20 protein-coding genes are annotated in these 22,030 nt (G+C 58.4%); 13 read left to right on the top strand and 7 right to left on the bottom strand.

The annotated features are described in order from the left end of the window. The first annotated feature begins 884 nt into the window (after positions 1–884). Both UH5x_RS06395 and UH5x_RS06390 read left to right on the top strand, forming a co-directional pair. Positions 885–3,482, top strand: coding sequence for a tetratricopeptide repeat protein (locus UH5x_RS06395; RefSeq protein ID WP_482635933.1), 2,598 nt, complete (start codon positions 885–887; stop codon positions 3,480–3,482). Positions 3,483–3,608: 126 nt separating this feature from the next. Further along, entirely contained in the window at positions 3,609–4,028 is a 420-nt protein-coding gene (locus UH5x_RS06390) for a hypothetical protein (protein ID WP_482635128.1), read from the top strand. A gap of 456 nt (positions 4,029–4,484) precedes the next feature. Here the strand turns inward: UH5x_RS06390 and UH5x_RS06385 are convergent, their stop codons facing one another. From UH5x_RS06385 to UH5x_RS06375, 3 genes are all read right to left on the bottom strand, one after another. Next, the gene (locus UH5x_RS06385) at positions 4,485–4,682 is read right to left on the bottom strand and encodes a cold-shock protein (protein ID WP_007326931.1); all 198 of its coding nucleotides are present in this window, start codon (positions 4,680–4,682) and stop codon (positions 4,485–4,487) included. A gap of 194 nt (positions 4,683–4,876) precedes the next feature. Next, complete coding sequence (locus UH5x_RS06380; protein WP_482635127.1) at positions 4,877–5,404, bottom strand: hypothetical protein; 528 nt, start codon at positions 5,402–5,404, stop codon at positions 4,877–4,879. Further along, the gene (locus UH5x_RS06375) at positions 5,401–6,006 is read right to left on the bottom strand and encodes a hypothetical protein (RefSeq protein WP_482635126.1); all 606 of its coding nucleotides are present in this window, start codon (positions 6,004–6,006) and stop codon (positions 5,401–5,403) included. The genes UH5x_RS06380 and UH5x_RS06375 overlap by 4 nt, the downstream gene beginning before the upstream one ends. A 620-nt stretch (positions 6,007–6,626) precedes the next feature. Here UH5x_RS06375 and cysS point away from each other — a divergent pair. The 4 genes from cysS to UH5x_RS06355 all read left to right on the top strand — a co-directional run bounded on the left by cysS (position 6,627) and on the right by UH5x_RS06355 (position 12,640). Beyond that, entirely contained in the window at positions 6,627–8,246 is a 1,620-nt protein-coding gene (gene cysS, locus UH5x_RS06370) for a cysteine--tRNA ligase (RefSeq protein ID WP_047813856.1), read from the top strand. Next, positions 8,228–8,764: a crossover junction endodeoxyribonuclease RuvC gene (ruvC, locus tag UH5x_RS06365; RefSeq protein ID WP_173442637.1), complete on the top strand. Its 537-nt coding sequence runs from the start codon at positions 8,228–8,230 to the stop codon at positions 8,762–8,764. The genes cysS and ruvC overlap by 19 nt, the downstream gene beginning before the upstream one ends. Before the next feature lie 300 nt (positions 8,765–9,064). Beyond that, positions 9,065–10,639, top strand: a complete 1,575-nt coding sequence (locus tag UH5x_RS06360; RefSeq protein WP_482635125.1) for a hypothetical protein — start codon at positions 9,065–9,067, stop codon at positions 10,637–10,639. Positions 10,640–11,290: 651 nt separating this feature from the next. Next, on the top strand, positions 11,291–12,640 hold the full coding sequence (locus UH5x_RS06355) for an outer membrane protein assembly factor BamB family protein (RefSeq protein WP_482635124.1): 1,350 nt from the start codon (positions 11,291–11,293) through the stop codon (positions 12,638–12,640). A gap of 36 nt (positions 12,641–12,676) precedes the next feature. Here the strand turns inward: UH5x_RS06355 and UH5x_RS06350 are convergent, their stop codons facing one another. Continuing rightward, positions 12,677–13,747: a hypothetical protein gene (locus tag UH5x_RS06350; RefSeq protein WP_482635123.1), complete on the bottom strand. Its 1,071-nt coding sequence runs from the start codon at positions 13,745–13,747 to the stop codon at positions 12,677–12,679. 233 nt (positions 13,748–13,980) lie between these two features. Beyond that, on the bottom strand, positions 13,981–14,460 hold the full coding sequence (locus tag UH5x_RS06345; protein WP_047813858.1) for a hypothetical protein: 480 nt from the start codon (positions 14,458–14,460) through the stop codon (positions 13,981–13,983). Positions 14,461–14,738: 278 nt separating this feature from the next. Between UH5x_RS06345 and UH5x_RS06340 the strand changes: the two genes are divergently transcribed. The 7 genes from UH5x_RS06340 to UH5x_RS06310 all read left to right on the top strand — a co-directional run bounded on the left by UH5x_RS06340 (position 14,739) and on the right by UH5x_RS06310 (position 19,490). Further along, positions 14,739–15,260, top strand: coding sequence for a CBS domain-containing protein (locus UH5x_RS06340; RefSeq protein WP_053061128.1), 522 nt, complete (start codon positions 14,739–14,741; stop codon positions 15,258–15,260). Between the two features lie 387 nt (positions 15,261–15,647). Then, on the top strand, positions 15,648–16,652 hold the full coding sequence (locus UH5x_RS06335; protein ID WP_047813859.1) for a sugar phosphate isomerase/epimerase family protein: 1,005 nt from the start codon (positions 15,648–15,650) through the stop codon (positions 16,650–16,652). 5 nt (positions 16,653–16,657) lie between these two features. Next, on the top strand, positions 16,658–16,861 hold the full coding sequence (gene thiS / locus UH5x_RS06330; RefSeq protein WP_047813860.1) for a sulfur carrier protein ThiS: 204 nt from the start codon (positions 16,658–16,660) through the stop codon (positions 16,859–16,861). A gap of 223 nt (positions 16,862–17,084) precedes the next feature. Next, positions 17,085–17,948 (top strand): thiazole synthase, encoded by an 864-nt coding sequence (locus UH5x_RS06325; protein ID WP_047813861.1) that lies wholly within the window; start codon positions 17,085–17,087, stop codon positions 17,946–17,948. A gap of 2 nt (positions 17,949–17,950) precedes the next feature. Further along, positions 17,951–18,166 carry a SlyX family protein gene (locus UH5x_RS06320; protein WP_047813862.1) on the top strand — a complete coding sequence of 72 codons (216 nt, stop codon included), beginning with the start codon at positions 17,951–17,953 and terminating at the stop codon, positions 18,164–18,166. 270 nt (positions 18,167–18,436) lie between these two features. Beyond that, positions 18,437–18,775 (top strand): hypothetical protein, encoded by a 339-nt coding sequence (locus tag UH5x_RS06315; protein WP_482635122.1) that lies wholly within the window; start codon positions 18,437–18,439, stop codon positions 18,773–18,775. A gap of 118 nt (positions 18,776–18,893) precedes the next feature. Further along, positions 18,894–19,490, top strand: a complete 597-nt coding sequence (locus UH5x_RS06310; protein WP_047814143.1) for a cytochrome c oxidase subunit 3 — start codon at positions 18,894–18,896, stop codon at positions 19,488–19,490. A gap of 458 nt (positions 19,491–19,948) precedes the next feature. On the opposite strand, the gene UH5x_RS06305 is transcribed toward UH5x_RS06310, so the two are convergent. After that, positions 19,949–20,182 carry a hypothetical protein gene (locus UH5x_RS06305; RefSeq protein ID WP_482635121.1) on the bottom strand — a complete coding sequence of 78 codons (234 nt, stop codon included), beginning with the start codon at positions 20,180–20,182 and terminating at the stop codon, positions 19,949–19,951. 350 nt (positions 20,183–20,532) lie between these two features. Then, positions 20,533–22,017, bottom strand: a complete 1,485-nt coding sequence (locus UH5x_RS06300; protein WP_482635120.1) for a sulfatase — start codon at positions 22,015–22,017, stop codon at positions 20,533–20,535. Between the last annotated feature and the right edge of the window lie 13 nt (positions 22,018–22,030).

Below are 22,030 nucleotides of genomic sequence, written 5' to 3'. Positions count from 1 at the left end.
TATGCGACAAGCCATCCAGCCAATGGAGACCACGCCCCCAAACCACCGCCTCCAATCAACAGTTCCGCACCCTTGAGTTCAACAAGCGGCATCCCCATGATGCTGGAGCACTCAACTGTCCTTCTCACTGACCCGAGCGCAACAGCGAACCTTTAAGCAGCCTGAATGGAACGATCTGCCCCGCTGAGGTTTCCAGTCCCATTTCATCCAGGTGATATCTGAACATTCCTTTGGTGGGGACGCTCGTAGCTCTCGCGGCATCATCCATGCACGAGAGTCCGAGACAGGCCCTCCGCTTTGACGTCGAGGAGCCATCTGTTCCACGACCGTTAGCAGCGATCTTTTCTCGAACTATTTTTCTTCTTCGCCCTGGCTGCTCACTCTGAAACCGCCCCAAGGCCCCCTCAACAGGTTGGCAGGAGTCTTCCGGCATTCGAACCGTTTGGGCAGGCGTGGTTGCTTCCACGTTCAACCGGGCCAAACGCTGGACTGCGAAAGTTTTGCGTTGCGAAGCGCTGTGGTTGCCCACCGTTTCATCCCTCCCGGGATGAAGAGAGACAGAAGCCGGAAGAACAATGGCATCCGCGATCAGAGCGCCAGCACCCAGCCTTTCGCAGTCCAGGCGAACACCCGAACGGCTCACCTGGTTCTGCTCGATCATTCCTGCCGACCTGCTTGGTCCACCGATTCGGCTACCCAATTGCATGGAAACGCGACCGAAGGGCTGTCGGTCGAGGGCCAAAGGAGTGATTCCCGCCACCTGATTTGGTCTTCCGCTCCGAGCTGTTCAGGATGGTCCATGAAACAGGCGAGTTTCAGGCGGCGAGGTTGCGTTGATGACCTAAGTTTTGGTATCGCGAATGGTTCCCGATCGAGGTGACATTGTGGCTAAACCTGACGAAACCAAAACACAAGACGCGATTCCGCCGAGCAGCCGGTCCAAGACCACGGTCGCCTCGCTGGCGTTCGTGACGATGTTCACGATGGTCGGCTTCGCCTACATGTTTTCCATTTTGGCGGGCGGACGAGAGATCGATGCCCCTCAAACGCTGAACCTGGCATCCGCCCAATACGTCGCTGGAAACATCGTCGTGGCTGGCGATCTGGCAGCACGTGCGAAATTGAACGAAAAGAACGAAGCCGAAAGGAAGTTGTATCCCATGCAGCAATTTCTGATCGGAGCGGGAACTTATGCGCGAGCCAACCAAGCGGTTTCGCTTCGGGATCGCCACGAACAAATGGAGAAGGCACTGCCCTATTTGCAGCGAGCCTATTCGCTGGGCTTCCCTGAAGGGCGAGACGCCGAAGGTCACCAAATGCTAGGTGGAACCCTGAACGCCATCGGGCGCCATGAACAAGCTGCCAGTCATCTGAAGCAGGCCGTCGACATTGACCTGACCTTGCGAGGGGAACTGCTCCCCTTGCTGGCCCGTTCGCTGGCCTCTTCCATCTCAGCCAAACCCGACGAAGCCTTGCGAACGATTGTCGCTCACCTGAATGAATCCGGGCTGGACAATCGCCGTCGAAGCGAAGCCGAGATCCTCAGGATTGAACTTCTCAATCAACTGAGACGACACGGCGACGCACTTCCCGTGATCGCTCGCGTGGAAGAGGACATCGCAGAAGACCTCTCATTGCAAAAGCCGTGGGCAATGCAATTGCAGGATCAACTGAGTCTGCAACGTGGGTTGGCTCGAGTCGGCCGGATCATCGACACACTCCCCAGTTCCATCTCCGCGAAAATCATTGCGGGCATTCCAATTGTGGCTGATCGAGAGCTGCCGGAAGAGTCTCAGGCGGAGCTCAAGGACGTGATTCGCGTGCTAGACCAACTGCAACGCGAAGCGGATCCCAAGGTCGCTGGCAGCGCACGACTGTTGGTGGCACAATCCTACTTGCTGCTCAATGATCCGGATCTCGCACTCGCACGACTCACTCAAACTCGGCAACAACGCCCCTTCGATGCTCGCGGCCTGGAAGGTGGCATCTCAGAGATGGAATTGCTGGCCAGCCGCGCAATGGGCGATGATGTGGTGCAGACCGCTCGCTACCTGGTGCGGGAAATTGGACAGAGCCAATACCTGGACTTCCCTGAGATAGCGCGTGAAAGCGTCACCCAACGAATCATCGATGCGATCGCGATGCTGAGAGGTGCAGGGCAATTTTCACCCGCGGCCGACACTGCAACGGCCACCGCTCCGGTGCTCGGATTGGCCAGCTCATTCAGTCAAGCAGGAATGGCCTACCGTGACTGGGGCGAAGCCACCCTGGAAGCCGGCATGGGACCGGGCGGAGAACTTTCTCGAGAGGCATCGGAACTGGCTCGCGAACGTTTTCGCAGTGCTGGCGACGCCTACGCCGCGGCGGCAAAGGAACAATTTGACACGGACGAATACGTCTCCACCTTGTGGCTGGCAATCGAGTCCTATCAGAGAGGACGGCACTTTTCACGCAGCGCCGCACTGCTCGAAGACTACTTGCGATACGAAGACCGTGGGCGAATCCCACGCGCGCTGGTCGCCCACGGACGTGCCTTGCTGGCCGACGGAAACCCCAAGGCCGCGATCGAATCACTGCAGACCTGCATCATCGAATACGAACGCGATCCGATGCGGTACGACGCTCGACTGCTGGCCGCTCAAGCTGCGGCGGACCTGGGTGACCGACAGCGAGCGAGAGAATGGCTGGAAGCGAATCTCAACGACGGGCAACTGACACCACAAAGCCCCGCCTGGCGAGATTCCTTGCTGACACTGGGGGAAATGCTGTTCGCGGAAGGCCTGTCACAAACACTGAAAGCTCGCGAACTGACACGGGACAAACGCATCGAAGCGCTGCGAGAGTCTCGCCCCACGCTGGAACTGGCGATGCGGCGACTGGACGAAGCGGTCCAACGATACTGGCCTGAACCGCGAACTCAAACGGCCGCCTACTCACTCGCCCGCGGGCATTTGCTCGCGACCGAACTGCCGGAGATTGAACTGACGTCAACGGAGCTGCAAGACACAGCTAGGCGGGGGCTGAGCCAAAAGGCGAACTCACGCCGACAAGCAGCGCTCGACCAGTTTGCGATGCTGGCGAACTACCTCCAGAACCAGCAGCGAGACAGTGACCTGAGCGACAAGCAACGAGCCCTGCTTCGTAATTCATTGATTGGCCAAGCAGACACACTGCGGGACATAAATCGGTTCGCCGAGGCAGCGGACGCCTACCGCGACATGGCAATCCGATACATGAACGAACCAGCTTCGCTGGAAGCCTTTCTGGGGCAGTCACAAATGATGCGAAAGATCGGGCGTGTTCGCGAAGCGGACCTGCTGATTCGCCAAGCGGACGTGGTTCTCAGCCGAATTGGCGCCCAGTGGGACAATGAGTTCGACAAAGTCACGCGTTACGACCGAGCGGGCTGGGAACGCTACCTGGCGTGGATGGTTGAACGACTGGACCAGGGTGCTCAGCTGACCAATCAAACAGCCCCCTGAAAGTCACCTTGACGCACCGAGCCAGGCGGATTGTGATGAGACCGGCACACACGAAATCTTTCATCGATTTCGAAGCGGGGGAACTCCCGCTCGACGATCGATTCACCAAGGGAATGGGACGAAGACATGGAAGCCACCATCGATCGCCGGTTTGCATTGCTGGAACTGCTGCTGGAACTGACCGTTCAGCAGGAAGCCGCCATCTCAGAAGGCCACATGAATGAGCTGATGCGTGTGTTGAGCCAGAAGCAGCGGGCGGTGGAGCAACTCGTGCAGGCGTCCGAGCAACTCAAGAATGAACGAACGGAACGCGGCGACTCGCATCCTGTGTCAGACGAACACCGCCAACGAAACACGAAGTGCGATGAAATGCACCGTGAATTGATGGCGCGTGAGCAGGCCAGCGAACAAATGCTGAGCGAAAATCGAGACGAGGTTGCGTCTCAACTGCAGCAAAACGAAGGTGCCAAACGAGCAGCCAAGGGTTACGACCAAACGAATCGCGGGGCGTCGTCAGGGGGAAGCACTCTGGACCTGTCGCAGTAGTTTGGAAGCTGAGTTCTCTTGAAAACCCGACGCGTGAGCGAGGCCCATGCGGCATGCCCGACGCCGGCCCCGTCCGGGGCGAGACTCGCTGTCGAGCGATGCCGTGGTTCGCGCCCCCGTCATCGCCGCCCGGGTTTTTAAATTTGCAATTTACAACTTCACTTTTTCAATCGATCCCCCGTCGCGTCGCTCACTACCTGTCGCCGCTCCGCGGCTCGTCGAGGAAGGGGGTGACGCCCGAGACCTCGGGTTGAAACCCGAGGCTGGCAACTGTCACCGCTCCGCGGTTGTTCGATCATCGGTTGATCTTGAGAACTGCGAAACGCATTCAATCGACCGCCCGTGGCGCATTGGGTTGCCAGAAAGAGCGGTGGGACTGGGTTCTGTCGGCGCATAAAAAAACCACCATCAAAAGAATCAATGGCGGTGTCAATTTTATCTACGAGATCAAGCCGTTCAGGCAGGAGTCACGTTTTCGGCACAAGGTCCTTTGGGACCACGACCTTCAGTGTAAGTGACTTTTTGACCTTCTTGCAGTTCGTCGTAACTCGCGCCTTCGACATTCGTGCAGTGGAAGAACAAGTCTTTCGGCCCTCCAGTGTCGATAAAACCGAAGCCTTTGTCGGTGAGCCGTTTGATTGTACCTTCTGCCATTCTTCTAATTCCTTCGTGTAGACTGTGATGCTTCTCGTGCCGAGTGCGCGAGCTATACCACCACGAGAGGGAGTATAACAGATTCCAGATGCTTGTGGTGAGTTGCGGCCGCTCAGATTTCACAGAAAAAGTGAAATTTGGTGTTTTTCGGCTGATATCCTGACGAAACCGGCCTGCGGTTACCCGCAAACTGGTCACCGAACATGGATCTTTTGAGACTGAATCGTGATCAGATTCACTCCCTCATCGTAGGTCACGCTGCCAGATACGGTGACAACATCTCCCTTGGAAAGGCCCGCAAGATTGTCGGCCCGAGTCGTGCGAACGCTACCAGACTCATCGATCAACTGCACCACAGCCTTGGGCGCGTTGGCCAAGCGACGCTTGCAGAACGGACAGTTGTCGGCGTGATCTGGATCGCCGCCCGTGTGATCTTCGTCGGGCAACTCACTCAGCATGAACGTCGCTGAACCGGGCTCAAATGCGTCAAACTCTCCCGCGTCGATCCTCCCGACCAAGGTGACCTCACTGGGCGCCGGCGTGGCCTCGTCTCCGAACCGCTCTTTCACTTCGGTCAGCGAGAGCGCGTCTGCAGGCGCCTCGCTGAGCAGCACCGCTGGGTCAGCGTCCGAAGATGCCGTCTCGCTGCCAGATGGTTCGCAGCCGACAGCCAAGATCAGGCAACCGGCGGCCAATGCCAAGGAATGAAAACGGTGAGTCATTGGAGGCCCCCGAGGACTTTGATGGAATCGTCAATGTCACCACTGACTTCGCTGTATTCGGCCCCGTTTTCACCATGCAGCTTGGCATCCACCGATCCAAACGCGTCGAACAGAGCGTCCACTGCTGCCAGAGCCTGCTTCTTTTGCTCTTCGTTCAGATCGCTGCTTTTCGCCAGGGCTTCTGTTTGCTCCAACAGCGTTCCAATGTCGTGCAATTCGTTGTGGATCGAATCAACATCGTCATCCGCGAAGCCGCCCGCGATGGTCGCCTTCATTTTGGACAGCTTCTCAACCGCAGCAGCAAACGACTTGGGTGCATCGGGCTTTTCCAAATGCACCAGAGCGTCGCTGCTCAACCCTGCCGCGTCGGCGTCAATGACTTCGTGGTCACCATGGTCATGGCCTTCATGCCCGTGAGCATCGTGGTCATGCCCCTCATGGTCATGGCCCTCGTGATCTCCGTGATCGTGATCATCATGACCATGATCGTCACCGGATTCCGAGGCAGACGTGGCTGCCGAATCCGTGGGGCTGGAAGGCTGGCAACCAGGAGCGGCCACCAGGGCCAACGAGAGCAAAGCGAGAAAGGTGATCTTGGTCATGGGGGCTGATTTCCGAGGAGGGGAGGCATTGGAAACGCTGAGAAAAAATCGTGAGAGCGTGCCTACGAAAGCGCCAATTCGCGAAATGGGGTCGTCACAAATGGCTTCGAGCGCTGGTTTGCTACGCACCTTGGCATCCTAGCGTTCACCCGCTTTTGGGGAGCGACAAACCAAAATGGATTTCAACGCGGACACGGGGGGAAGCGAACGCACAGTCTCCCATAGGTCCTATTTGCCCTGTCTTGCCATTTCAGAGGCAGTCCATTCAGCATTTGAGCCCCCTGGGACGCCTTTCCCACTGCGTCATCGCTTCGTAGTCCGGGTGGCCGATTCGGCGCTGGTGGCCTGCTGTTTCTCTGAGCCGTTTCGGCGTTCGCCTCGGTTCCACCACCACAGAACCGTGGCGAACGCCCGAACGGCTTAGATCTTCCCCTTTCTTTCCAGCGGCAACTCAACAAGAGGAACCAGTTCAGAGGCATTTGAAACGGGCTGATTCGGCAACCATCGAACGGGCTTGGAAAGCGGGCTCGATCCAAGCCGGACTGATTCCCTATACTTCCTGGCTCTTCCAATTCGCGAGGACGCCTCGCCTTTGCTTCTTTCCAATCGCACGCACGCTGATGAGCATGACCGCCGCTGACCCGACCTCATCGGTCGCCTCCCCTTCCACCTCCCAACCCGCCATTCGTGTTTACAACACACTGAGCAAAACCAAGGAGCCGTTTTTGCCGCTGCGTGCTCCGCGTGTGGGCATGTATCTGTGCGGGCCAACGGTCTACGCCGAATCACACATTGGGCACATGGTTGGGCCGGTCATTTTCGACACGATCAAACGCTACCTGACCTACAGCGGGTTCGAAGTGACGTGGGTGGTCAACATCACCGACGTCGATGACAAACTGATCAAGAAGTCCAAGGAACGTGGCATCCCGATGAGCCAAATCGCGGTGGAGATGACCGCGGACTACTTGGCCAACCTCCGGGAACTGGGCGTCAATCAGATCGACCACTTGCCGCGTGCCACCGACCACATGCCGCAGATCATCGCGTTCATTGGATCGCTGGAATCGAAAGGCTTTGCCTACGCGATTGACGGCGACGTGTTCTTCGACGTGACCAAAGACCCTGGCTACGGGCAACTCTCCAATCGATCAGTCGAAGATCAACAGGGCGAGGGGGGCGGCGCGGCAGCCAAGAAACGCAACCCCGGCGACTTTGCATTGTGGAAATCAGCCCGCCCAGGCGAACCGTACTGGGAAAGCCCTTGGGGCGACGGTCGACCAGGATGGCACATCGAGTGTTCTGCGATGAGCCACGAAATTCTGGGCGAAACCTTCGACATCCATGGCGGCGGGTTGGACCTGATGTTCCCGCACCACGAAAACGAGCGAGCGCAAAGCACGTGCTGCCACGGTGCGCCGATGGTGAAGTACTGGATGCACAACGGCTTGATGCGGGCTGGCGAAAAAGGCAAGGTTGGCGGCAAAAGCGACCGCGAAAACGCGGCGGCGGAAGCAGCCAGCGTCGAAGAACAAGCCTCGGGCAAGATCAGCCGCAGCAAAGGCGCCGGCGGTTTGGCCGATCTGATTCGCAGCCAGACCGGCGAACGCATCCGGTTCTTCTTGTTGCGAACTCAATATCGCAGCACGATCGTTTACAACGAAGAGACCTTGGCCGAAGCCGGCACATCACTGGAAGCGTTTTATCGTTACTTCGATCGCTTCGAAGAGATCACAGGCAGCTCGTTCTACGACCTGACCGCCGCGACCCGACGTGCCGAAGGCAGCTTTGATCCGGCGGGCGATGCATTGCTGACCGAGATCCATGCCATCCGCGAAAAATTCTTGGCCGCGATGGACGATGACTTCAACACGGGCGCCGCGATCAGCGTGCTGTTTGACGCTCTGCGGACCCTCAACCGTCACGTCGACGCCAACCAATTGGCCGCCGGTGCGGATGTGAAATCGCCCGCCGTGGAATCACTGGTCAAAGCCACCTCGGTCATCGCGGAACTGTCGCGTGTGCTGGGTTTGTTTGCAAAACCACCGGCCACCTCCGGTGGCGACGAAGCGGATGCAGAGCTCCTGGATTCCGTGGTGCATTTGTTGATCAACCTTCGCAAGGAAGCTCGCGAGCGAAAAGATTACGCCACTGGCGACGCCATCCGAGATCGACTGGCTGATCTCGGGGTCGCCCTGCTCGACAAGAAAGAAGGCACCTCTTGGGAACGCAAGTCATAACGGCACGCCCTGGATCGGCAGCCTGCATTTTAGGAATCGACCCGGGGCTCAACACCACTGGTTACGCGGTGATCTCGCGAGAGGGATCGCGTCTGTGCTTGCGTGAAGCGGGGGTGATCAAGTCACGCCGCTCTGACACGCTCCCAGAACGCTTGCAAGAAATCCATGTTGGGCTGTCGGAAGTTTTCGCGGCCCATCCCGTGGATTTGATGGCGGTGGAGCAATTGTTCTCGCATTACGATCGCCCTCGCACGGCGATCCTGATGGGGCACGCTCGCGGCGTGATCTGCCTGGCAGCCGCGACGGCTGGCGTGCCGGTCGAGCACTACGAACCAACTCGCGTGAAGAAGGTGATGACTGGCAACGGCCGAGCCCCAAAAAGCCAAATGCAATTGGCGGTGAAGATGCAATTGAACCTGCAATCTGCCCCCGAGCCCGACGACGTCGCCGATGCGATGGCAATCTGCCTGTGCGGGCACTACCTGGCCAACAACCCAATTGACCAAGCGCTGGCTTGAAGCCCAGCGCTCTCGTCGGCCTCCGGCTTGGACTGATCGCGATGACCGCGACAGTCTCCCAAGGGAGCGAGATGGTTGAGAAGACTGGAGTTTGCTAGCCTGCGTCGGCCCAGTAAAGGTGGCTTTGCGACACTCATCCGGTTGGGAGTTGCCTGAAAAGGTCCGCTCAACTGCCGGAGCGGCGCCGAAGCGGCTTGATCCGGCCTACCTGAGAAATCGATCACCTATCAATGTGAAACCCCATGTTGAAACCAGCTTCCGCAGTGCGCTCTTTTCCTCTGGCGGAAGTCGGTTTGACCTTTGAGTGATTCACCGAACGGTCTGCCAACGCCACCTGCAGGCGATCTCGAAGGAGATGAATGCCAGCGGACATGGATGGATGCCGTCGGCCGCGAGGCGAAGCGGCTTGGGTGGCAGCGGTATGGGCTCTTGATGTTTGGCATTGTTTGCCAGTGCGTCACCCTTGCGATCACCTGGCCGCTCTGGCAAACGCGGGCGATGCCACCGCACCTGCCGACGTTTGACCTGCCTTCGCTTTCCTTTGGCTGGCTCCTCATCGCTTCCCTTGCTTGGACCGTGATCCGTCCGAGGTCGGGGTTGGCAGTGCACTGGGGCATGTTGATTGTCGCAGCCGTCTTCGATCAGTTTCGTTTGCAGCCACAGTTCTTTTCCATCGCGTTGTTGATGGCGGCCTGCGTGCTGGACGCCGGTCATCGAATCGCCCGCTGGTCATTGGTGTCGACCTGGGTCTGGGCGGGGCTGCACAAACTCCTGTCGCCAGATTGGTTCGGGTACGCATCGCACTGGCTGGTCGCCCGCAGTGGGCTGGACGCCGACTCAACCTACCTGTGGTTCGCTGGCGCAGTGGCGGCCGTTGAGCTTGCCGTTGGGGTGCTTGCGATTTTCCGGCCGCGGTGGGCGGCACCTGCCTGCTTGGCCATGCACCTGGGAATCGCGTTGACGATCTCACCCTTGATCGTGAACTGGAACGAAAGCGTGCTTCCTTGGAACTTGTCGGTCGCGGTGATTGGCTCTTGGGTGATGTTGACCACGAAGTCCTGGCGGCCGGCCGCGGCCTGGGAGAAGGCGGTTTGTGCGGTCAGTTTGCTTGGCCCCATTGGGTTCTATGGCGGGTACGTCGATCACGGGTTTTCTGGCGTGCTCTACTCGGGTTCGATCCCGCAAGGACTGATCACTTCGCGGACCGGCACCCATCCGATTGAAGGTTGGGGCGACCTGCACGTTCCGTTTCCGAAAGAGCGACGGACGATCCGGATCTACTTTGAACAGGTTGCTATGCCAGGCGACAAATTGCATCTTGCGGATCCTCGGCCGTGGCTCGACGATGCTTTTTACGTGCTGGATTCGCAGGGCAGCGCCCAAGCGATTGATCGAGACGAGTTCCTTGCCGGAATTCCAGTGGACAGCCTCGAGCGACTCAAGACGGACGAGGGCGTTGCCCTGGCAGGCTCTCCGAACCTGGCGACAATCGAAATCAGCGGAGTCGGAATCGACAGCCGGCGCTCCCTCTTCGAGCTGCAGAAAGCGGGCGTGCGAATGGTTCGCCGCGCCGAAGACCAACCGATTTTCGCGATCGAATTCACCGCGGAGAATTTTGATCCCTCGCTACTGGAGCACGTGGCTCACCTGCCCAACCTGATGCAAATCCAGCTTGCTGGGACGAGTGTTCAGGATGAGGACTTGTCCAAGCTGGTTGACCTGCGATTGCTCACCGGCATTGGGCTGAACCAGACCAGCATCACCGACAAGGGAATCTCGCACCTGAGCGACTTGCCGTTCCTACAGCACATCGAATGCGAGGGAACCAACATCACTGCCGAAGGCCTCGATGCCGTGATGAAGGCTCCGTTCTAAGCAGGTCGGCAGGAGTCTTTCGGCGTTTGAAATGTCTTGGCAAGCGTGGTTGCTTCCACGTGTAACCGGGGCGAACGCTGGACTGCCAAATGTTTGGTGTTGACGCTCCGATAGCGGATGCAGCTTTTCTTCCGGCATGCTGTCCTTCTTCATCTCGGTAGGGATGCCAGGTGGTAGCCGGGGGTTGCTGCGTAGCAGCGTGCCCCCGGGAAACGAGCGTCCCAAAAAACACTCTCCATCCCGCCGTGGCCATCGGCCACGGCGGGATGGAGAGTGGCGACGTGGGTTTTGCCTGTCCGTCGGTGGCGCGATCGCTTGCCGACGGCTACCATCTGACATCCCTACCGGGATGAAAACTTGCGCAACCCCAGTGCGTCACGACGCCAAATATTCAGCAGTCCAGGCCAGCGCCCAAACGGCTCACATGGCTAGGCCCGATCATTCCTGCCGACCTGCTTAAAAGGCTCGCCCGACTTCACTCGTTGCCAGTTTCGGATCGGACCGGCAGGCCGAAGAATTGCGTTTCCTAGAGCGCAGCCCACTTTTGACGCCCCAAGAATTCGCGATGGACGCGGCTGCGAACTGCAAGCGAACGGACCGCACTCCGGTTATGTTCGAGGCAAATGGCTTCTGTCCTCGATGAGAGTTGATATGCGCGCGTTGAAATGTTGGGGTGGCTCAGTCGCGTTCTGGGCGATCGCGTTGAGCATGGCAAGCGACGGGACCGGCGATGACTTCACTCGCTTTCGCGGTGGGGATGCGACGGGCGTCGCGGCAGACCACCCTGAATTGCCGACGCAGTGGGACACCGAAACAAATGTCGCCTGGGTCGCAGATGTGCCTGGGCAGGGCTGGGGCAGCCCAATCATTGTCGGTGAACGAGTGTTCGTTTCCGCCGTCGTGGCAGAAGAGGCAAATACGCCGCCGCAGGGAGGCTTGTACCTGGGCGAAGGCGTCCGCGATCCGGCCGCGGGAATCCACCACTGGATGGTGACCTGCTTTGACCTGGGCAGCGGCAAGGAGGTTTGGAAGCGAGAGGCACACGCGGGCCGTCCCCTCGTCCCGCGACACCCCAAAAGCTCTTACGCGGCGGAAACACCCGTGACCGATGGCGAGCGTTTGTTTGTCTTGTTCGGTGACCTGGGACTGTACTGCTACAACCTCGAGGGCGAACTGCTGTGGTCACGAAACATCGAACCGAAGCAGACCAACATGGATTACGGCGCGGCCGCTTCACCGGTTGTGCATGGCGATCAAGTGTTTGTGGTTTACGACAACAAAGAGGCGTCTTGGATCGCCGCCTTCGACACCCAAACCGGCGAACAGCGTTGGCGCACCGAACGTGACGAAACGATGTCCTGGGCAACCCCACTGGTTTGGCAAAATGAACTTCGCACGGAAATCGTTGTCCCAGGCAAAAACGCAAACCGAAGTTACTCCCTGAACGGAAAGGAGCTCTGGAGCTTCGATGGAGACATGTCGATCTTGGTCATCCCCTCGCCGTTTGCGGCTTACGGAATGTGCTACCTGTCATCCGGCTACGTCGGTGATTCCCACCGGCCTACGTTTGCGATTCGTCCCGGAGCGTCGGGAGAAATCGACACTTCCGATGGCTTCACCAGGAACCCGTACATCGAGTGGTATCAGCCGCGAGCTTCACCCTACAACACGACCCAGATCGTTGACGGCGACTACCTTTACACGGTCTACGACCAAGGCTTCATGACCTGCCACAACGCGTTGACTGGCGAGGAAGTCTACGGCAAGCAGCGGTTTTCGCCGAAAGGATCCTTCACGTCCTCGCCGTGGGCGTACGGCGGAAAGGTGTTTTGCCTCAGCGAGCAAGGGCTGACCTACGTCATCCAAGCTGGGCCGGACTTCAAGGTTCTCAACACCAACCCGCTGGATGAACTCTGCATCGCCACACCGAGCGTGAGCGATGGCAGGCTGCTGATCCGCACGCTGACGAAGGTCTACTGCATCAGCGAAGCGAGCGAGTAAGTGAATGGGCGAATGAGTGAGCGAACCGTGGTTCACTTAGCGAGTCACCGAGCCGCTCGGGTAACCCGATGCCGCTCCCGTGCTGCCAGGCATGTAGCCGGCTGGCTGAACCGAGTTGGAACTGCCGGAAACGGAACCGGTTGCGGTTTGGTAAGCCGGGGACTCCGTCACAGCAGCGGCGGCGTTGGCGGCTGCGTCGGCAGTTGCCTTGGTGGCTCCCGATGCGACCGATGCGACACGGTCTTTCGTCGCGGAAATCGATTCACCCAAGTTGTCTGGCAACCCGATTGCCGAGATGGCGGGTGAAGACTTGGTTTCGCTGGACGCCGTGGCCGATGCGTTCGGCCCGGACATCAAATCGCTTGGAAGCGTAAACGCCGAGCCTGTCTTTGGTGCACTGGATTGTTGCTGCGCCACAATCGCATCCATTTCAGATCCTGGCAAAGTGAATCCGTTGGACTTGCTTGCTGGTGTGCCTGACTGAGCGGCGATTGCATCAGCTCCTGCCGGGGCCGAGGTCGATGGCACGCTGATTGGCGGCATTGCCGTTGGGCGCGGTGTCGTGGCTTGAGGCGAAGCAGAGGGCTGCGTTCCCATTGCGTAGCCATTGGCCGAAGCGGCCGCGTAACTGGCAGGTTGCGAAGGGGTCTGGCTTCCTGGCAACGCATACGAAGCCGGCGGCAGAGAGCCATTGGACTGCGACGCGACCGCGCCATAAGGGGTGGTCGCGGAAGCCGGTGGCGTGCTGGGAACACCGGGTGTGCTGTTGACCGTTGGCAAGCCAGCGGTGCTGGTTGCCGCGTACATGTTCGATGAGGAACCGCCTGGCATTCCGCTCGGCGTGGTGGCAGGTGCAGTGCCACCGGCGATCGATGCAATCGCGTTCGGTGTCGCTTTGGATGATGGCGGCTGCGGGTAAGTCAGTGAGGGGCCAGTGCCGGCCAATGTCTCAGCGGAGGGTTCCCCTCGCATGCCGAACATGTTCAAGCTTGGACGTCCGCTGCGGCAGCCCGTGGCAGCGATGCTCGCGGTCACACAAAAACCGATTGCGGCGTGGGCGACCAGGGTTCGCGCGGCGTTTCGAGTTTGAGTTGATCGTGTCGTCATCGTCGCGTCCTTCCGTCGGAGGCGGATTGGGTGTTGTCGAAATGGTTCCAGTGCGTTGAATCGACCGATTCAATCGTCCAATGAAGCCAAATCGGAAAATCCAGTCCAATTGATACAGGCGGCCGCGAATCGATTGGCCGTCATACAAGCAGCCCATGTGAAGAACACACCAGGCGACTTGTTTAACTAGGGATTCTGCCTCGGTGGTGTCAAGAGATCCGCGACTGCAAAAATCACAGGTACATCGCTTGGAAGCCGTCACCGTCTTCGATTTGCCGCTGGATTTTTTCCAAGCGTTTTTCGGTTTGGGTCAGATCACCTGCTTGGATGTAGCGGTCAAACTCCACCGCAATGGAATGCTTGACCGACTCAGCCAAGAACTCCACAGCCGGTTCGTTCAGCCAATCGCAGGTTTCTTCGCTGAGTGTCACCAACAGATCGACCGCCTTCGTTTTCAGATCCTTTTCACCGGTCATCACGACGCCCTCGACATGAAACTCGACGCGACCTCGATCCGGGTCGTTGGTCAGATGAAAGGCACAGCGAGCGCGGTGCAGGTAATACGTGTTGTGGGTGCCATGTTTGGCGAGCGCCGCTTTGACTCGCAGGACAAACGCTTCGTAGTTCGGCGACGCATCCAACGGGACGTCCAACCGAGAAACGGTGCGAAGCGGCAAACAATCAAATTCGAATTCGACCCAACGACCCAACATTCCACTCTCCTGGTGCACTGCGTGACAACTTTCACAAACCCCATTCCTGTTTCGACAACCGGGGCACGCGACTTGCCTTTGTGACGCATTTCACCGTGAATTGCGACCCCAACGGCGAAGCCGCTCGCCCAGAACGCACGAAGGGAGCCCTGGGTTGAAAGGCCGTCTTGGATTTGCCGACTGGAATTTTCTTGACGGAGTCTCCCTGGAGGCCTCAAAGTGATCTCAGGTGAAGACTCTTTCTACAGATCCTGCCTTGTCAAATGAGGACTCTCGTCATGACCAAAACCATTGGAACCGCAACGCTTCCCACCCCCAGTCCTGGAACCATGCCGCATGTGACGGCTCGCGAGATGATGGTTCGCAACCTCATCACGCTGTCACCCCAAATGGATTCCCTGGAAGCTCTCGACGTGTTGCTGCGGCAACGCATCTCCGGTGCCCCCGTGGTGGATGACGACGGCCACTTCGTCGGTGTCTTTTCAGAGAAATCTTGCATGAAGTTTGTGGTGGGGATGGCCTACGAAAATCTTCCCAGCATTCCGGTGGGTGATCTGACGGACAAGAACCCACCGACAATCAGTGAAGAAACCGATTTGTTGACCATCGCACAAACGTTCTTGAACGCCGCCTGTCGTCGGTTGCCAGTGCTGGACAGCGAGGGCAGGCTACGCGGACAAATTTCTCGCCGCGACGTGATGCGTGCTGTTCGCAGTCACATGCAGACACCAACCAAACCACAAACGCATACCGGTTTGTATCTCAGTGCGATTTTCTCCTCTGACGAACGTCGCGTCTGACGCAGGCACGACGCGTTTTGCCCCCCACCGTGGTAGAGGTCGAGCAGCTTTCGAATGCCGTGTACGCCCGAACGGCGTCGCGCGTCCTCCCCAAAAACTTCGTTTCGTGAGGGGGGCGCCGTATGGAAACACGCTAGAAAACGACATCAAGAAGCCGCACGACCTCGGTCGACGAGAGCGCCCCGTGGCGGTTCGGTCTCGCTGGCGAATGAGTGGGAGGGGCGACTGCGAACTGGATTCCGTTGGGAACTGGATTCGTGGGTTGCAGGGGAATTGCCCGGGGAACAGTGTTCGGCGATAATGCCGGCCCATCGCCACGAGGGCGTTTGCTCTCGTGTTACGATCCGTTTTGAATGGATCCTGTTCCCTGTTTTCCTGGAGACCTCCATGCCACGTCCCGTTACGATTTTCACTGGTCAATGGGCCGATTTGCCGATCGAAGAGATGGCAGCCATGACCGCCGACTTCGGATACGACGGGATCGAATTGGCTTGCTGGGGCGATCACTTCGAAGTCGACAAAGCGCTCGCAGAAGACGACTACTGCGAAAAAAAGCACGCGTTGCTTGCCAAGCACAACCTGCAATGCCACGCGATCAGCGCTCACTTGGTCGGGCAAGCCGTGCTGGACAAAATCGACGAGCGGCACAAATCCATTCTTCCCGAATACATTTGGGGCGATGGCGATCCTGAAGCGGTCAACCAACGCGCGATCGAAGAACTGAAGAACACCGCTCGTGCGGCCCAGAAGTTCGGCGTCGATGTCGTCAACGGCTTCACCGGCAGCAGCATCTGGCACCTGCTGTATTCGTTCCCACCCGTTTCCCCCGCCATGATTGACGCGGGATTCGACCTGTTGGCAGAACGCTTCAATCCAATCTTGGATGTGTTTGGTGAGTGCGGCGTGCGTTTCGCGTTGGAAGTTCACCCCACCGAAATCGCGTTCGATATCTACACCGCGCAACGAGCCCTGGAAGCACTCGACAATCGGCCTGAGTTTGGATTCAACTTTGACCCCAGTCACTTGATCTGGCAGGGCATCGATCCGGTCCAGTTCATCCGCATGTTCCCCGACCGCATTTACCACGTGCACATCAAAGACGCGATTGTGACCCTGGATGGTCGCACGGGAATCAACGCCAGTCACCTGAACTTTGGTGACTCACGGCGCGGTTGGGACTTCCGAAGTCCTGGACGCGGTGGCGTGAACTTTGAAGAGATCATTCGTGCTCTCAATGAGATCGATTACCAAGGTCCCCTGTCGATCGAATGGGAAGACAGTGGCATGGAACGCACGTTTGGTGCTCGGGAAGCCTGCGAGTTCACCAAGAAGCTGGACTTCTCGCCCAGCAACCGTGCTTTTGACGCCGCCTTCGACGACGAGAACGCCTGAGTCGCATGATCGACATCACAGTCAACGGCCGCCCCACGCAGATCGATCGGCCGATGCCGATCGACGAGTTGCTGGTCACGGTCGAAGTCCCGAAGAATTATCTCGCAGTCGAGGTCAACGAAGACGTCGTCCCGCGAGAGAACTACGCCGCGACAATCGTTGGCGAAGGTGATCGCGTCGAGGTGGTGACCTTGGTCGGTGGCGGCTGATCGGCCGGATCGGTGGTCGGTGATTCCATGTTGATTGCCCGACCACATCAGCCTCGTCGAGTTTGGACGACCGAGTCCGCTTGGCCAATTGCTGGGCAGAGAAAGGACCGGGGATTGTTGCTGCGATCGATCGGTTGTCTGATCAGGGCGGATGCATCGGTCCCTCGCATTCCAAACGAGACCGTTGCGACGCTTTCCTTCCCTTTCCACCCATCTGTTTCCTATGACCACCGACGCTCTTTCCGATTCACCGCTCAAGATCGGATCGCACACGCTGAACAGCCGATTGCTGGTTGGCACCGGGCGTTACGACACGATGGAACAGATGCGTGATTCCCTGGACGCATCCGGCACAGAATGCGTCACGGTGGCGGTTCGTCGCGAGCGGTTGTACGACCGAACGGGCCAGAACATCCTGGATTTCATCGACTCGGATCGCTACATCCTGCTTCCCAACACGGCGGGTTGCTACACCGCTGCCGATGCCGTGCGTGCAGCGAAGCTTGGTCGAGAAATCTTGCGGACGCTTGGCAACCCCGGCTCGGACTGGGTCAAACTGGAAGTCCTCGGTGACAGCAAAACGCTGCTTCCCGATCCGGTGGAAACCGTGGCGGCGTGCGAGCAACTCGCTGCCGATGGCTTTTCGGTGCTTTGCTACACCAGCGACTGCCCGGTCACTGCCCAACGCCTGAAAAAGGTGGGTGCCGCAGCGGTCATGCCAGCAGGCAGCCCGATTGGCAGCGGAGCGGGGATCCTGAACCCCAACAACCTGCAGATCATCTTGGAATACCTGAAAGAAGACGACGAAGATTATCCGGTCATTATTGATGCGGGTGTTGGAACGGCCAGCGATGTGTCCGTGGCGATGGAACTGGGGGCCGATGGTGTGTTGCTCAACACCGCGATCGCGCACGCTCGAGAGCCCGTTCGGATGGCTCATGCGATGCGAATGGCGGTCGACGCTGGGCGCCACGCCGCCCTGGCCGGACGCATCCCGAAACGTTTGTATGGAACCGCAAGCAGCCCACAGGAAGGTGTGATCAGCACGCGTCCTTACGGTTCGCAAGCCAATGAAATTGGGGATTGATCATGTCGATGGAAGATCGAATCACCGAACTTGAAATCCAACTCGTTCACACCCAACGCGTTTGCGAGCAACTCAACGAAATCGTGACCGAGCTGTCACTCGATGCTCAACGTCGCGAACGTGAAATGAAGCGACTCGCCGATCAATTGAAGGACCTCAAAAACAAGGCCACCGAACGCGGTGGCGACCTGGAAGACGAACGACCACCACACTATTGAACCGCCAGCCCTGATTGAACCGCCAGCCCGATTGAACCGCCAGCCCGATTGAACCGGGTGGCCGTTGGGATCGGGTGGCCGTTGGGATCAGGTGGCCGTTGGGATCAGGTGGGCGTTGGGATCAGGTGGGCTGGTCGAACCGAGTGACCTGCCGCCGAGTGTGACGCAAATTCCCGCGGATTGGCGATGCCATTCAGAGGCCGCCGTTTAACAACGGCAACTGGCTGAACGTCACCGCTCATCGCTCTGCGACGGGCGTAGAAAGCCGACGTGCGATTTTATTCCGACTGGGCGGACTTTTCCGTGGAGGCCGACTGGGTGGATTGCCGATGGCAGAGGGGACCGTATCTCGTTTCCTCCCATCGATCTTGGCTGCTGCATATGTCATCCAATTCACCTTCTCAGCGACCGCCCGCCAACGAGCTGACGGCGGAAGAATTGATCCTTCAGATGGAAGTCGAAGAGGTCCAAGAACTGCTCGGTGACATGGGATTTGACCCTCGGCCCGAGTTCGCACGTGGGATCCAGCAACTGGTTGCTTCGCTGGGCTCGCTCGACGCGGCCATCATTGCGTTGCAAGACAACCTGGTTCAGCGCCGCGCCGCCTGAATTGCCAGATCGACCTGGTCGCTGGCTATGGCTTTTGCGCGGAACGGTTAAACTTGGCAGTCCGTCACGGTTCAACGAATCGAAGACCGCCGCTTTCGCCAGCCAATTGATGTTGCCCATGCCCACCAGTGTCCTCCCGACCGACCGACGCTATCAACAAGGTGGCTGGCTGTTCCTGGGAACACTGCTGGTGTTCTTCCTCAGCAGTCTGCTGCTTTACGGCATTTACGCGAGCAGTCGGCTGGGCGACTCGCAATCGTCGGCTCCCTTGCCCGATGCATTTCTCACCAGCACGGCGTGCTTGCTCGTGATCAGCGGATTGGTGCACTGGGGCACACGAACGGTTCGCCGGTCGAAACGCGTCTTGACTGGATCGCTGCTGGCGACCAGTGCGATTGCCGCGGTCGCGTTCATGGCGATCCAATACGTCGCGATGCTAGAGTTGCTCAGCGGCCCCGCCATGCAAGGCGGCACCGGAAAAGGTGTCGCTGGGATGGTCGTGGTGCTCGCGTTCCTGCACGCCCTGCACGTGGCCGGTGGCGTGATCGCACTGGGCATCGTGTCCGTGCGATCGATGCTTGGGAAATATGACCACGAACGACACTGGCCGGTCGATTTCGCCGCCCAGTACTGGCACTTCTTGGACGTGGTTTGGCTGTGCATGCTCGGCACGTTCGTTGTCACCACCGGTGGTTTCGCAGGCATCTCGTTGTAGGCCGCACGCACGGATGGCAATGCTAGAACCGCTTTCCAAAGCCCTGCTCATTCACTGTCGTGGCGAAAATCACAACCCGACGCGTCAGCGAGGGACCATGCGGCGGATCAGTGGTGAGTCCCTCGCTGACGCGTCGGGTTGTGGTGAGGAGCCAAGTGACACGCCGAAAGGACGTTGCCTCAAGCCGCCTTTTCCGGGGCCTGGCGACCCCGGCAATGGCTGTGTCGGCCCCTCTGGGCCTAGAGTGAGCTCAACTTCAACCATTCGCAGATGGCACTGTACGGCCCCAAGCTAGCAGCTAATCGCTAGTCGCTATCAGCTTGCTTCAGTCGGGAGCCATGATTCGGATGAGCGTGTTCTCACGCAAGATGTGCGTCACTCAAGACCAGGTTGCATGGCTAATCAGTGCACCGGAGAGAACGGTGTACCGGATGGTGGGTGGCACAATCCGGCGATCGTCACGCGTTTTGAAGTTGCGCTTTTGCGGTCGGTTTTGTTGGCCGACGGCCAACATCAACCCACACGTTTTGGATTGAACTTGGCCGTTGGCCAAAATGGGAGCGGTTTTCCTGGTCCAGGGGCGTTGCCTGGGCTGATAAAAATGTTGGCAGGATGGTAAGTGTGCGAACCGAATTCAACTCATTGAAAAAGTTAAATTGACAATTGAAAAATGCAAATTGATGCGATTTCATCCACGCATTCCGGCATTTTACAATTGTCAATTTACACTTTCACTTTTTCAATAACGACCAACGCCGTGTCAATAGCATTCGTCGGAAACTGCCCAAACCGCCTGGTTGATTTCATTTTTATCAGCCCAGGCGTTGCCGGCTGGCTATGTTGAAAAAGGCCGTTGGCCAACAAACCAACTGCGTCAGCACCATCGAAATCGCAGTCCATGACAAGTCCAGGCCACTAGTGGTTTGTCACAGCTAAAAGTTAGGGTTGATCGTAGTGGACGAGGCCACGAGTCCTTGGATTTTACGCCAGTTCAGGACTCGTGGCCTCGTCCACTACCCTAAAAACAAGTCCTGACAGGCCACTAGTCTTTTTCAGTGGCTGGGAACCGTTGGCGTTGATCGCTGGGGACTGGTTTGCCGCTCTTGAGGTTCCACCATTCGTGAGCTCGTTCGGGATCGTAGCTCGGGTTCGGTATTGGCGTCCGGGCCAGCACGCTGCTTCTCCACTGCGTCAACTTGCGTTTGAGGTCGCCTGCTCGACCTTTCTTCTCAGAGGCTAGGTTCTTCGTTTCGCCCAGGTCGTTTGCCAGGTTGTAAAGTTCGAGGTCCCCGGTGCCGTCCAAGTACTCGATCAGCTTCCACTCTCGTTCGCGAATGGCACTGGCGGGTCGGTCATGGTGGTAGTGCGGGTAGTGCCAATGCAGTGCATCTCGATCGAGTCGGCTGGTTGGATCAGACAGCAGTGGCGCCAGGCTGTGGCCGTCGATCGTTTGGTTGGCGGGCAGTTCGCCACCGGCCAATTCAACAAACGTGGGGTAGAAGTCATGGCTGATCGTCGGTTCGTCACAGACGCCGGCTGATTTCACGGTCGCTGGATGACGGATGATCAAGGGGACTCGAGTGCCGCCTTCGTGAAGCGAGCCTTTTTCGCCTTTCAGAGGAGCTTGTGTGCTGACGAGATCGTCGGCGGCTTCTCGGTAGTCGTATCGTTGGTAGAGTCCGCCGTTGTCGGAAGTGAACACAACCATCGTGTCATCCGAGATCCCCAGTTCGTCGAGCGACTCAAGCAAACGGCCGACCATGTCGTCGCAGTGCTCGATCATGGCGGCGTAAACCGGATGAGGCAGTGACTTGCCGGTCTGCTTTGCTTTGGCCTCGTACTTTTGAACCTTCTCTGACATCGCTCCCAGCGGGATGTGCACCGCGAATGGCGATAGCATCAGGAAGAACGGTTGGTCTTTGGTCTGCTTCATGAAGTCGATGCAGAGGTCGGCTTCGAAGTCAGTGCGGTACTGGTTGGGTTTCGGTTTCAGGTCGGAGCGTCCCTGGACTCGGTAGCGGCCGGGGAGATGAGGCCCGCCGATGACGGCGCTGAAGTCGTAGCCTTGTCGATCGGGTTGGAATTCAGGGCCGTTGCCGAGGTGCCACTTGCCGACGTACCCCGTCGTGTAACCCGCCGCCTTCATGGATTCCGCGACGGTGACCGTGTCCAGCGGCAACGCCATGGTGGTCTGCGGCGTGATGACTCGTTCGAACGGACGCCAGTGCCCCGGGATGTGAGCGGTGATTCCGATCCGAGCTTGATTCTGCCCCGATTGAACGGCACACCTTGTCGGTGAGCAGACAGCACCGGAAGCGTAGAAGTTCGTGAACTTCAGGCCCTCGGCGGCGAGTTGGTCGATGTGCGGTGTCTCGACGAAATCGTTGCCATAGCAACCGATGTCTTTCCACCCCAGATCATCGATGAAAATCAACAGGATGTTGGACTGATCAGCGCGTGCTTGCGAAGAGAAGCAACAAGCGATCAACGCGATCGCCAGGGCGAACGGGGGCACTCGAAGTGTCACAGTGATTTCCAAT

It is taken from the genome of Rhodopirellula sp. UH5, assembly GCF_056839225.1.
Note: the sequence above shows the minus strand (reverse complement) of the source record. Positions and strands in the feature narration are given on the sequence as shown.